This is a genomic window from Propionibacterium ruminifibrarum (assembly GCF_900289195.1).
Taxonomy (GTDB): domain Bacteria; phylum Actinomycetota; class Actinomycetes; order Propionibacteriales; family Propionibacteriaceae; genus Propionibacterium; species Propionibacterium ruminifibrarum.
Map to the genome: position 1 here is coordinate 1 of NZ_OMOH01000010.1, position 12,679 is coordinate 12,679.

Sequence of the window (12,679 nt, forward strand, 5' to 3'; positions counted from 1 at the left end):
CAAAAAGATTGGCACCCAATCAAAACAAAAAACTAGAAGCACGCTGTTGAGTTATCAAGAAACAACCACACACCACAACACCAGCACAAAACCAGCACCACGGCGGCAGCAGGTTCAGACGGTCACCGGAGACACTCAGTCGAACTGGGTGAGACCAAGGTCAACCATCTGTCGCCACCTTGCGGCAGCTCGATCAACTCTAGTGAGCTGATCGGTGGAAGTCAAATCGACTTCCCATCCTCTCGGCTGGGATCCGTCGTGGCGACGGGCACCCCTTCGATCAGATGACCCCGGTCTCACCGGCCCCTTTCGGAGCCGCCTCGTCCGGAGGCGAGAAAGAACAATACCCCCGGACCGGCCACCGCGCAAGCCCGGGGGTCCTGACCGTCCGCAGAAGGACGTCCAGGCTTGTCAGGGGAGGATCACGCCGCCGACGGTGCGCTTGCCCCGACGTACCAGGGCGTAGCGGCCGGCGAGGAGGTCATCCTCGTCCAAGCGGGCTTCGGTGTCGGTGACCTTCTGGTTGTTCAGGTATGCGCCGCCCTCGGCGATGGCGCGACGGGCCGCGGACTTCGACGGCACGGCCCCGCTGGCGACGAGCGCATCGACGACGAGCGGGAGTCGACCGTCGTCCCTGGGCAGTTCGGCCGCGCCGACCTCGGTCATGACCGCGGTGAGCGTCCGCTCGTCCAGGGCACGCAGATCGCCCCGGCCGAACAGTGCCGCAGCGGCGTCCTCGGCGCTCCTGCGCGCCTCGACGCCGTGGACGAGATCGGTGACGTCGTTGGCCAGGGCCCGCTGGGCCGCCCTCTTGGCCGGCGCCTCGCGGGTCTGGGCCGCGAGATCGTCGATCTCGTCCCGGGTACGGTCGGAGAAGATCTTGAGGTAGTCGATCACCTTGGCGTCCTCGGCGTTCAACCAGAACTGGTGGAAGGCGTAGGGCGAGGTGCGTTCGGGGTCGATCCAGACGGCGCCGCCCTCGGTCTTCCCGAACTTCGTGCCGTCGGTCTTGGTCAGCAGGGGCGTCACCAGGCCGTGGACGACGTCCCCGGTGGTCCGGCGGATGTAGTCGATGCCTGCGGTGATGTTGCCCCACTGGTCCTGGGCGCCGGTCTGGAGGGTGCAGCCGTAGCGCTCGTGCAGAGCCGCGTAGTCGAGGGACTGGAGCAGGACGTAGCTGAACTCGGTGTAGCTGATGCCCTCGTTCAGGCGCCTGGCGACGACGTCGCGGGCCAGCATCCTGTTGACGCTGAAGTGCTTGCCGATGTCGCGCAGGAAGTCGAGGGCCGACAGTGAGGCCGTCCAGTCGAGGTTGTTGACGACCTGGGAGGCGTTCTCGCCCTCGAAGCTCACGAACCGGCTCACCTGGGCCCGCAGCGACTCGACCCAGGCGGCCACGGTCTCCTTGGTGTTCATGACGCGTTCGCCGGTCATCTTGGGGTCGCCGATGAGACCCGTGGCGCCCCCCACGAGCAGGAGCGGCCGGTGACCGGCCTGCTGGAGACGCCGGGCCAGGATGAGCTGCATGAGATGCCCGATGTGAAGGCTCGGGGCCGTGGGGTCGAAGCCCACATAGCTCGTGACCATGCCCTCGTCGAGGTGGGCGGCGAGTGCCGCTTGGTCGGTGGTCGTCGAGATGAAACCACGCCATGTCAGGTCATCGAGCAGTGCATTCATCCGGCCAGTGTAAGGCAGCCGCCGGTAGCGGGCGTGCGGGGAACACGGGGCGAGAGATCCGGCCGGATACCGGGCCCCGCCCCGGAACGCCTCGCGGGTGCCGTGCCCGCCTGAGGTTCGGGTGCCACGGCCCCGACCGCATCGCCGGCGGCCGGGCGCCGGCCGCCTCCCGGCCTGCCCGATGAGCAGGGATCAGGAACGACCACCCCACTGTGCGGCGGCCGTCACCGCGGCCTCGACCGCGGCGAGCTGCTCGGCGACCCGCTCCGGGGCGGTGCCGCCCCGGCCGGTGCGGGAGGCGACCGAACCGGTGACCGTCAGCACGTCGCGGACGCCGGGGGCAAGATGCTCGTCGATGGTCGCGAGCTGCTCGTCGCTCAGATCGGACAGTTCCAGCCCGGCGGCCTCGCAGAACCGGACGGCGCGGCCGGTGATGTCATGGGCCTGGGCGAAGGGAACGCCCTGACGCACGAGCCAGTCGGCCATGTCGGTGGCCAGGGAGAAGCCTCGAGGAGCGGCCTGCGCCATGCGGTCCTCGTCGAACCCGAGGGTACCGACCAGGCCGGCGACGGCCGGTAGCAGGACGTGGAGCTGGTCGATGCCGTCGAACAGCGGCTCCTTGTCCTCCTGAAGGTCGCGGTCGTAGGCGGTGGGCAGGCCCTTGAAGGTCGCCAGCAGGCCCGTGAGATTGCCGATCAGCCGTCCTGCCTTGCCCCTGGCCAGTTCGGCCACGTCGGGGTTCTTCTTCTGCGGCATGATGCTCGAACCCGTGCTCCAGGCGTCATCGAGCCTGGCGAACCCGAACTCGGGGGTCGTCCAGGCGATGATGTCCTCGGACAGGCGCGAGAGGTCGATGCCGATCTGGGCCAGGACATAGGCGCTCTCACTCACCAGGTCGCGGGACGCGGTGCCGTCGATGGAGTTCATCACCGCGTCGTCGAAGCCGAGTTCGTGGGCGACCTGCTCCGGGTCGAGGCCGAGGGATGTGCCGGCGAGGGCGGCCGAACCGTAGGGGCTGACGGCCAGCCGGCGGTCGAGGTCGCGGAACCGTTCGATGTCGCGCAGCAGCGGCCAGGCGTGGGCGAGCAGCTGATGGGCGAGCAGGACGGGCTGCGCGGTCTGCATGTGGGTGCGTCCGGGCAGGACGGCCGACCGGTGGGCCGTGGCCTGGGCGCACAGGGCCGAGACGACGTCGCACACGTCGAGGGTCAGGGCACGGATCTCGCGGCGCAGGTACATGCGGATGAGGGTGGCGATCTGATCGTTGCGGCTGCGGCCGGCGCGCAGGCGACCGCCCAGCTCGGGCCCGACCCGCTCGGTCAGGATCCGTTCGAGGGCGCCGTGGACGTCCTCGTCGGTGGGGGCCGGGCTCAGTTCACCGCCGGCCACCTGCTCGGCCATCTCGGCCAGGGCGGCCTGCATCGTGGCGTGCTCGGCGTCGTCGAGCAGGCCGGCGGCGTGCAGGGCGCGGGCGTGCGCACGGGAGCCTGCGATGTCCTCGGGGGCGAGTCGCCAGTCGAACTGGGTGGAGACGGACAGGGCGAACATCGCCTCGGCCGGGCCGCCCGCGAAGCGGCCTCCCCACAGAAAGCCCTGCTGATGGTCCTGGCTCATGACTGCCTTTCGTGTCGTTCGCGTGGCCGGAGGGGCCGGTTCGCGGCGTCCGGGCATCGGCGGGCTGGCCCCGCTCCCTGCCGGGTTGCCGTCACTTCTCGTCCACGGGATGCCCGGTGCGGGCCATCGACAGGAAGTACGCGGCGAGTTCCTGCCCTCCGTCGGGTTCACGTGAGATGACCATGACCGTGTCATCCCCCGCGATGGTACCCAGAATGGCCGGGAGCGACACGCGGTCGATGGCGGAGGCGAAGTACTGGGCCGCACCCGGCGGTGTCTTGATGACGAGCAGATTGGCCGAGGCCTCGGCCGAGACGAGCACCTCGGCGCAGATCCGGGCCAGCCGCTGTCCGCGCGCGGCGTGGTCCGACGCCGCCTCGACGTTGGGTGGGGCGTACACGAGGACTCCCGTGGCCGCACGCACGCGGACCGCGCCGATGTCGAGCAGGTCCTTGCTGAGCGTGCCCTGGCTGACCCGGATCCCCTGTTCGGCGAGGATGTCGGCCAGTTCGTTCTGGGAGGCGATCTCGCGGTCCTGGATCAGCTCCAGGATGAGCGCCTGGCGAGCGGCCCGGCTGGAACCGGCCCGTTCGGCGGCGGATGCGTTGGTGGTCATGCCCGCCCCTGAGCGGCATCCAGCAGCCCGGGCAGTGCGCGCACGAAGTCGTCGAGCTGCCCGGCGGCGATGATGAGCGGGGGCGCGATGCGCAGCACCTGCGGGCGTGGCGCGTTGATGATCCAGCCCGCGTCGAGGGCCGCGTCGGCCACCCCGGCGGCGATCGGCCGGTTCAGGACGATGCCGCGCAGCAGGCCCTGGCCGCGGACCGTGTCGACGCGGGGATCGTCGAGGGCTGTGACGGCATCGGCCAGGTGGGCGCCCAGCTCGGTCGAACGCTGCGCGAGCCCCTCGTCCTCCATCACCCGGAGCACGGCGCAGCCGGCGGCGCAGGCGATCGGGTTGCCGCCGAATGTCGTGCCGTGCTGGCCCGGCCCGAACAGGTCGGCCGCCTCGCCGAGGGCGAGGCACGCCCCGATCGGGTAGCCGTTGGCCAGCCCCTTGGCGACGGTGATGATGTCGGGCGTGATGCCGCTGCGCTGGTGGGCGAACCATGCGCCGCAGCGGCACAGGCCGGTCTGCACCTCGTCGACCCACAGCAGGGCGCCGTGCTCGGCGGTGATGCGTCGCGCCGCCGGCAGGAAGTCGGCGTCGGGCTCGACGACTCCGTTCTCGCCCTGGATGGGCTCGAGGACGACGGCGGCGACCGTCTCGTCGACGGCCCGGGAGAGCGCCTCGATGTCGCCGTAGGGCACCCAGACGATCTCACCGGGCAGCGGCTCGAAGGGGGCGCGGTAGTGCTCGTTGTGGGTGATCGCCAGGGCACCCATCGTGCGGCCGTGGAAGGAGCCCTCCATGGCGACGATCCTGCGGCGCCCGGTCAGACGGGTCAGTTTGAAGGCGGCCTCGTTGGCCTCGGTGCCCGAGTTCGTGAAGAAGACACGGGCCGCGGTACCGGGCGCATCGAGCGTCGCCAGGGCGACGAGTCGTTCGCCGAGCATGATCTGGGGCGGTGAGGCGAAGAAGTTCGAGATGTGCCCGAGGGTGCCGGCCTGCTCGCTGATCGCCTCGATGACGGCCGGATGGGCGTGGCCGAGGGCGTGCACGGCGAGGCCGGCGAGCAGATCGGTGTAGTGGTTGCCGTCGGCGTCCCAGACGTCGGCGCCGCGCCCGCGTACCAGGACGCGCTTGGGGTGCCCGAAGGTGTTCATCAGGGTCGCGTCGTAGCGTTCGCCCCAGGTCTTCTGGTCGATCAGCTGATCGCTCACAGTTCGTCCTCCTCGGCCCGGACCAGTGTGCCGAAGCCCTCGTTCGTGAAGATCTCAAGCAGCAGCGAGTGCTCGACCCGGCCGTCGATGACGGTGGCGCGGCTCACCCCGCCCTGCACGGCCCGCAGGCAGGCCTCCATCTTGGGTCGCATGCCCGAGACCAGCCCGGGCAGCATGTCCTGCAGCTCGCGCGCGCTGATCTGGGTGATGACGTCCTCGCTGTTGGGCCAGTCCGAGTACAGGCCGGCCACGTCGGTCAGCATGACGAGACGTTCGGCGCCCAGCGCGACGGCCAGCGCCGCGGCCGCGGTGTCCGCGTTGACGTTGAAGACCTCCTCGTGCTCGCCGGGGGCGACCGTGGCGACGACGGGGATGCGGCCGGCGTCCATGAGGTCCTGGACGGCCTGGGGCTGCACGGCGGTGACCTCGCCGACCTGGCCGAGCTCCATCGGGGTGCCGTCGACCATGACCTTCTTCGGCACGGCGGTGAACAGCCGGGCGTCCTCGCCCGACAGGCCCACCGCGTAGGGGCCGTGGTCGTTGATCATGTTGACGAGTTCACGCCCGACCTTGCCGACCAGCACCATGCGGACGACGTCCATGGCCTCGGGCGTGGTGACGCGCAGTCCCCCGCGGAACTCGCTGTGGATGTCGAGGCGTTTGAGCATGCGACTGATCTGGGGGCCGCCACCGTGGACGACCACGGGCTTGATCCCGCAGCGGCGCATGAAGACGATGTCCTGGGCGAAGGCGCGTTTGAGGTCGTCGTCGATCATGGCGTTGCCGCCGTACTTGATGACGACGATCCTGCCCGCGTACTGCTCGAGCCAGGGCAGGGCCTCGATGAGGGTACTGGCCTTGCTGATGGCCGCATCACGGTCGAGACTGCGCACCCGGCTCATGAGGAGTACTCCGCGTTCTCCTTGACGTAGTCGTACGTCAGGTCGTTGGTCCAGATCGTGGCCTGCTCGCCCCCGGCGTGCAGATCGACGACGACGCTCACCTCGCGCGGGTGCAGGTCGACCAGGGAACGATCCTCGCCGATCGCCCCGCCCCGGCACACCATGACGCCGTTGAACGAGACGTCGAGCTCGTCGGGGTCGAAGACGGCACTCGTCGTACCGACCGTGGACAGCACGCGCCCCCAGTTGGGGTCGTTGCCGAAGATGGCGCACTTGAACAGGTTCGAGCGGGCGATCGCGCGTCCCACCTCGAGGGCGTCGGCCTCGCTGGCGGCTCCCCTGACGAGGATCGCTATGTCGTGGGAACTGCCCTCGGCGTCGCCGAGCAGCTGGGAGCCGAGGTCGAGGCAGACGGTGGTGAGTGCCGCCGCGAACGTCCTGGTGTCGAGCTCGACCCCGGAGGCCCCCGAGCTCAGCAGCAGGACGGTGTCGTTCGTCGACTGGCAGCCGTCGGAGTCGAGCCGGTTGAGGGAGACCTCGGTGGCCGCACGCAGCGCGGTGTCCGCCTGCTCGGGCGTGATGACGGCGTCCGTCGTGACGACGACGAGCATCGTTGCCAGGGCCGGGGCCAGCATGCCGGCGCCCTTGGCCATGGCGCCGATCGACCAGCCCCCGCCGTTGAAGACGGCGGTCTTGGGACGCGTGTCGGTGGTCATGATGGCGCGCGCGGCGTCGGCGTCGCCGTGAGCGGACAGGCCTGCGACGGCGCTGTCGACGCCGGCGAGGAGCGGCTCCATGGGCAGGCGCTCACCGATCAGGCCGGTGGAGCAGACGGCGACGTCGTGGCAGGCGACGCCGAGCAGATCGGCCAGCCTGTCGGCCGTGGTGGCCGTGTCGGCCATCCCCTCCTCACCAGTGCAGGCATTGGCGCCTCCCGAGTTGAGGACGACGGCTCTCAGCGCGCCGTCGGCCACGGCCTCACGAGACCAGATGACAGGTGCCGCGCAGACCCGGTTCGAGGTGAAGACGCCGGCGGCGACATCGGCCGGGCCATCGTTGACGACGACCGCCAGGTCGAGACTGCCGCCGTCCTTGATGCCGGCGGCGACCCCGGCGGCGCGGAAGCCCTTGGGTGCGGTGACGCTCACGGTGCGACTCCAATCGTGGACAGGCCGATCGTCTCGTCCAGGCCCAGCGCGAGATTCATGGACTGCACGGCGCTGCCGGCAGTGCCCTTGGTGAGGTTGTCGAGGACGGCCACGGCGACGAGCCGCCCGGCCGCCCGGTCGACGGTCGCGTTGACGACGACCGCGTTCGAGCCGAGCACCGACTGGCTGGCCGGCCACACGCCCTCGGGAAGCACGTGGACGAAGGGTTCGTCCGCATAGGCCGCCAGGTAGGCCTGCCGCACTCGTTCCGGCGGGATCGCCGGGTCGATCGGAGCGGTGATGACGGCCAGGATGCCGCGCTGCATCGGGGCGAGCAGCGGGGTGAAACTGATCGACGGGGACTCGGCGCCCAGTGCCTCGAGGTTCTGCAGGATCTCGGGGACGTGCCGGTGCGTGCCGCCCACCCCGTAGGCGCTGACCGAGCCGGCCGTCTCGGAGCCGAGCAGGTTCGGTTTGGGGCTGCGCCCGCCACCACTGGTGCCGGAGGCCGCGGTGATGGTGATGTCGTGACCATCGATGAGCCCGCCGGTGATCGCCGGCAGCAGGCCGAGTGTGCTGGTGGCGACGTAGCACCCGCAGACGGCGACGCGTTTCGTGCTGCGCAACCGTTCACGCTGCCCCGGCATCTCGGGCAGCCCGTAGGGCCAGGACCCGGCATAGGGGGTTCCGTAGAAGGCGTCCCACCGTTCGGCGCTCGTGAGGCGGTGGTCGGCGCCGCAGTCGATGACGAGGGTGTCGGGGGGCAGCTGGGCGGCGATGGCCGTCGAGGCGCCGTGCGGCAGGGCCAGGAAGACGACGTCATGGCCCGCCAGGTTCTCCGCGGTGGTCTCGACCACTCGCCGGTCGTACAGGCTGATCAGGTTGGGGTGGTGCTCGCCCAGGACGGTTCCCGCACTGGAACCGGCGGTGAGCGCGCCGATCTCGATCCGCGGGTGCCCGGCCAGGAGCCGAAGGATCTCGCCTCCTGCGTAACCGGTGCACCCGGCGACTGCTGCTGTGTACGACATGAGCATAAGTATGCCATGGAGAAAATAAATATGTTATTTGCTCGCATTCGAGCGGGCTAGTGTTGTGCACGATGCGTGATGACTATTCGAGAGGTGCTCCGATGACAAGCTACACACAGTCCTCCAGGCTGCGGGGCGTGCGTTACGACGTGCGAGGCAAGAACATGGTCGAGGCCCAGCGCATGGAGGCGGCGGGGCAGCGCATCCTCAAGCTCAACATCGGCAACCTCGCCCCGTTCGGTTTCGAGACACCGGACTCGGTGGTCCGCTCCATGGTCGCCCACCTCCCCGAGTCCGAGGGCTACTCCGACGCCCACGGCGTCTACTCGGCGCGGACCGCCGTGGCGAACTACTACCAGTCCAAGGGCCTGGACGTCGACGTCGACCAGGTGATGCTCGGCAACGGCGTCAGCGAGTTGATCTCGATCGTCCTGCAATCCCTGCTGAACGCCGACGACGAGGTGCTCATCCCCAGCCCCGACTACCCGCTGTGGACTGCCCAGACGACCCTGTGCGGCGGCCGCGCCGTGCACTATCTCGCCGACGAGAGCAACGGCTGGAACCCGGACCTGGAGGACATCGCCTCGCGGATCACGCCCAGGACCAAGGCGATCGTCATCATCAACCCGAACAACCCGACCGGCGCCGTGTACAGCGCCGAGATCATTCGCGGCATCATCGACCTGGCCCGCGAGCACGGGCTCATCGTCCTGGCGGACGAGATCTACGAGAAGATCATCTACTCAGGCAACCACGTCTACGCGGCGAACCTGGCCGGCGATGACGTGCTGTGCCTCACCTTCTCCGGCCTGTCGAAGGCCTACCGGGCCTGCGGGTTCCGGGCCGGCTGGCTGGTCATCACCGGCCCGCTGGCAGCTGCCGAGGACCTGCGTGAGGGACTCGATCTGCTCGCCAACATGCGCATGTGCGCGAACGTGCCGGGCCAGCACGCCATCCAGACCTGCCTCGGCGGTCACCAGTCGATCGACGAGCTGGTGACCCCCGGGGGCCGGTTCCACGACCAGATCATGTTGTCGTCCCGGCTGCTCAACGAGATCGAGGGAGTCAGCTGCGTGCCGGCGAGCGGCGCGCTGTACCTGTTCCCGCGCCTCGACCCGGAGCGCTTCCCCATCGAGGACGACGAGGAGTGGGCGCTCGGCCTGCTGCGGCACAAGAAGATCCTGGTCAGCCACGGGCGCGGCTTCAACTGGCCGAACCCCGACCACTTCCGCCTTGTCGCCCTGCCCGAGGAGAAGGTGCTGCGCGAGGCCCTCGCCCGCCTGGCCGAGTACTGCGAGGAGACGCGCCGGGACTGACCGCCCTCGATCTCAGTCCCGCGGCTCGCCCCACAGCACGGCCCTGCGGATCAGCAGATAGGCGAGCAGCAGCGCATTGGTCACCACCCACGACAGGGGGTACAGCATCGCCACGCGGGTGACGGCCCCGAAGACCTGCGGCAGCGCCGCAAGGAGTACCACGCGCAGGCCGCACAGGGCGCTGACGATGATGATCATCGGGGGCAGGGCGTGGCCCGCACCGCGGATCGAGGACGAGAGGACCTCCATCAGGGCGAAGAGCAGGTAGCAGGGACCGATGATGCGCGCGATGCTCGTGGTCAGCGCGATGACCTGTGGGTCGGCGGTGAACATGCCGAGGATCGGGCCCGAGGCCACGAGCAGGGCGACGGCCAGGACCGACGTGACGGCCACGCCGATGAGGCAGCAGACGCGGACGGCTCGGCGGGTTCGCGCCCGGTCCTCGGCGCCGAGGTTCTGGGCCACACTGGTCGAGGCGGCCTGGCCGAGGGCCATGACCGGCATGTACAGGAAGTTCTCGACCCGGAACCACACGGTGAAGGCCGCGATGTCGGGGATACCCAGCCCGTTGATGCGGTACTGGACCGCCACATTGCTCAGCGTGATGACGAGGGCCTGGACGCCGGCCGGCAGGCCGATGGCGAGGATCTCGCGGAGGGTGACCCGGTGCAGGTGGAAGCGCGTCAGACGCAGCCGGTAGCGCTCGTCGAGGCGGCGCAGGGCGAGCAGCACCAGCACCGCGCAGAGCGTCTGCGAGGTGAGGGTCGCCGCCGCCGCGCCGACGATCCCCCACCGGAAGACGACGATGAACAGCGCGTCGACCAGGACGTTCACCACCCCGCCCAGCAGCTGGCAGAGCATCGGCGTGAGCGAGTCGCCCACCGCGCGCAGGACCCCGGCCCCCATGTTGAACAGGACGACGCTCACCAGCCCGAGCAGGTAGATGCGCACGTAGACGACGGCCATGGCCAGGATCTCGTCCGGGGTGTTGAGCCAGGCGAGCAGGGTGGGGGCGATGAGGATCATCGCGGGGATGAGCAGCGTTCCACCGGCCAGTCCGAAGGCGAGGGCGGTGTGCATGACCCGATCGACCTGACTGTGCCGCCCGGCCCCGAAATGTCGGGCGACGAGCACGCCGGTGCCGGTACCGAGCCCGGTGAACATGCCGATGAGGCAGGTGACGATGAGTCCGCTGGCACCGACCGCGGCGGCCGCCTCGGTGCCCAGGGCGTGGCCGACGAACATGAGGTCGACCGTGCTGTAGAGCAGCTGGACGAGGGCGGCCCCGAGCAGCGGCAGGGCGAAGACGATGATCCCGCGGCCCAGGGGGCCGGTGGTCAGGTCGGTGGTACGGCTGCGTCCGCGGCGTGCGGCGGTGCCCGGGGCGGCTGTCATCAGCTCACCTTGGCGCCCTGTTCCACACCGGCCCGGGCCACGAGATGTCCCGGGGAGAGTTCGACGAGCGGGGCCGTCTCGTCCTCACCGGCCCAGCCGCCGTCCTGGAGACCGGCGGCCCCGGCAGGAGCCGGCCGGTCGAGCCTGCCGTCCCGGTTGCGGGGGTCGAGTACGGAGTCCAGCAGCATCCGGGTGTAGGGGTGCCGGGCCTGCGCGACGAGTTCGTCGGCGGGCAGCTGCTCGACGACCCGCCCGTGGTACATGACGACGATCGTCTGCGCGAAGTGCGTGACCAGCGCCAGGTCGTGGCAGACGAATCCGATGGTGATGCCGCGTTCGGCCTGCAGGCGGGCGAGCAGGGCGATGATCTCGGCCTGGGCGCTGACGTCCAGGGCGCTGGTTGCCTCGTCGCACAGGAGCACCTGCGGGTCGAGGGTGAGTGCCCGGGCGATGGCGCAGCGCTGGAGCTGGCCGCCGGACAGCTGGTGGGGGTAGCGCACCACGAAGTGACCGGGCAGTCCGACCATGCGGAGCATCTCGCGGGCCCGGGGGATCACCTCGTCGCGTCCGATGAGCCCGTAGCCGATGAGCGGCGCGCAGATCGCCTCGGCCATGCGCATGCGTGGGGCGAAGGAGCCCAGCGGGTCCTGGAAGACCATCTGCACCTGACGCCGTACCTCGCGCAGGCGCGCGCCCCTGAGCCCCTGGATCGGCCGGTCGCCGAGGAGCACCCGCCCGCTGGTCGGCTCCTCGAGGCCGATGAGCATGCGCAGCAGGGTGCTCTTGCCCGAACCGGACTCGCCGACGACGGCGACCGTCTGTCCCCTGGGCAGGGTGACGGTGACGTTGCTGCACGCCGTCAATCGACTGCCGTCGGGCAGCCGGAAGATCTTGGTGAGCCCCTCGGCCCTCATCACCGGTTCGGTCATGTTCGGCTCCTCACAGCGAAGGCATGCTGGCCAGCAGCGATGCCGTGTACTCGTGGGTCGGGTGGTCGATGATCTGGTCGGTGGGGCCGAGTTCGAGGACGTGTCCTGCGCGCATGACCATGATCGTGTCGGCCATGTGGGCCGCCACACCGAGGTTGTGGGTGACGATCATGATCGCCGTGCCCTCCTGGCGGCGCAGCGCGAGCATCTGGCGAACGATCTGGGCCTGCATGGTCACGTCCAGGGCGCTGGTCGGCTCATCGGCGAGCAGCAGGGCCGGTTGGAAGGTCATCGCCATGGCGATGCCGACTCTCTGACGCATGCCGCCCGACAGTTCGAAGGCGTAGGAGTCCATGACGCGGCGCGGATCCGGCAGCGCCATGCGTTCGAGCATGGCCTCGGCTCGTTCGCGGGCCTGTGCCCTGGTGACGTCCGGTTCGGCGGTGCGGATGTATTCGACGAACTGGGCGCCGATGCGCCGCACGGGGTTGAGCATGGCGCCGGTGTCCTGGAAGACCATCGACATGCGGTGGCGGCGCAGGTCGAGCCATTGCGCCTGGTCCAGGTCGAGCAGCGAACGCCCCTCGTAGCGGATGTCGCCGCTGCTGACCTGCCCGCTCGACGGCAGCAGACCGAGGACGGCGCGGATCACCGTGGTCTTACCCGAACCGGACTCCCCCACGATCGCCACGATCTCGCCCGGGGTCACGTCCAGGCTGACGTCGCTGACGGCGGGGGTGCCGTCGTAGCTGACGGTCATCCGCTGGACGCTGAGCAGGGGCGTGCCGTCCACCTGGTTCTTCTCAGGGGGGTCCTCCCGCCCCGGTCTGCTGCCCGTCATCCTCG

Annotated in this window: 11 protein-coding genes; 1 reads left to right on the plus strand and 10 read right to left on the minus strand. The window is 69.8% G+C overall.

What is annotated here, in order from left to right:
* Positions 1 to 411: 411 nt before the first annotated feature.
* From tyrS to argC, 7 genes are all read right to left on the minus strand, one after another.
* Positions 412 to 1,677, minus strand: a complete 1,266-nt coding sequence (tyrS, locus tag PROPJV5_RS10335) for a tyrosine--tRNA ligase (protein WP_119716282.1) — start codon at positions 1,675 to 1,677, stop codon at positions 412 to 414.
* Positions 1,678 to 1,869: 192 nt separating this feature from the next.
* Positions 1,870 to 3,291 (minus strand): argininosuccinate lyase, encoded by a 1,422-nt coding sequence (argH, locus tag PROPJV5_RS10340; protein ID WP_119716283.1) that lies wholly within the window; start codon positions 3,289 to 3,291, stop codon positions 1,870 to 1,872.
* Positions 3,292 to 3,382: 91 nt separating this feature from the next.
* A complete protein-coding gene (locus PROPJV5_RS10345) occupies positions 3,383 to 3,907 on the minus strand; it encodes an arginine repressor (RefSeq protein WP_119716284.1) in 525 nt (174 codons plus the stop codon).
* The gene (locus tag PROPJV5_RS10350) at positions 3,904 to 5,115 is read right to left on the minus strand and encodes an acetylornithine transaminase (RefSeq protein ID WP_275403713.1); all 1,212 of its coding nucleotides are present in this window, start codon (positions 5,113 to 5,115) and stop codon (positions 3,904 to 3,906) included. Before PROPJV5_RS10350 ends, PROPJV5_RS10345 begins: the two co-directional genes overlap by 4 nt.
* On the minus strand, positions 5,112 to 6,017 hold the full coding sequence (gene argB / locus PROPJV5_RS10355; RefSeq protein WP_119716285.1) for an acetylglutamate kinase: 906 nt from the start codon (positions 6,015 to 6,017) through the stop codon (positions 5,112 to 5,114). The genes PROPJV5_RS10350 and argB overlap by 4 nt, the downstream gene beginning before the upstream one ends.
* Positions 6,014 to 7,165, minus strand: a complete 1,152-nt coding sequence (gene argJ / locus PROPJV5_RS10360) for a bifunctional glutamate N-acetyltransferase/amino-acid acetyltransferase ArgJ (RefSeq protein WP_119716286.1) — start codon at positions 7,163 to 7,165, stop codon at positions 6,014 to 6,016. Before argJ ends, argB begins: the two co-directional genes overlap by 4 nt.
* Positions 7,162 to 8,193, minus strand: a complete 1,032-nt coding sequence (gene argC, locus PROPJV5_RS10365; RefSeq protein WP_119716345.1) for an N-acetyl-gamma-glutamyl-phosphate reductase — start codon at positions 8,191 to 8,193, stop codon at positions 7,162 to 7,164. The genes argJ and argC overlap by 4 nt, the downstream gene beginning before the upstream one ends.
* Before the next feature lie 101 nt (positions 8,194 to 8,294).
* Here argC and PROPJV5_RS10370 point away from each other — a divergent pair, with 101 nt between their 5' ends.
* Positions 8,295 to 9,509: a pyridoxal phosphate-dependent aminotransferase gene (locus tag PROPJV5_RS10370; RefSeq protein ID WP_119716287.1), complete on the plus strand. Its 1,215-nt coding sequence runs from the start codon at positions 8,295 to 8,297 to the stop codon at positions 9,507 to 9,509.
* Positions 9,510 to 9,521: 12 nt separating this feature from the next.
* Here the strand turns inward: PROPJV5_RS10370 and PROPJV5_RS10375 are convergent, their stop codons facing one another.
* From PROPJV5_RS10375 to PROPJV5_RS10385, 3 genes are read right to left on the minus strand one after another with little or no spacing between them, the layout of a single operon-like run.
* Positions 9,522 to 10,904 (minus strand): MATE family efflux transporter, encoded by a 1,383-nt coding sequence (locus PROPJV5_RS10375; RefSeq protein ID WP_119716288.1) that lies wholly within the window; start codon positions 10,902 to 10,904, stop codon positions 9,522 to 9,524.
* On the minus strand, positions 10,904 to 11,833 hold the full coding sequence (locus tag PROPJV5_RS10380; RefSeq protein WP_119716289.1) for an ABC transporter ATP-binding protein: 930 nt from the start codon (positions 11,831 to 11,833) through the stop codon (positions 10,904 to 10,906). Before PROPJV5_RS10380 ends, PROPJV5_RS10375 begins: the two co-directional genes overlap by 1 nt.
* A gap of 10 nt (positions 11,834 to 11,843) precedes the next feature.
* Complete coding sequence (locus tag PROPJV5_RS10385; protein WP_119716290.1) at positions 11,844 to 12,674, minus strand: ABC transporter ATP-binding protein; 831 nt, start codon at positions 12,672 to 12,674, stop codon at positions 11,844 to 11,846.
* Positions 12,675 to 12,679 lie beyond the last annotated feature (5 nt).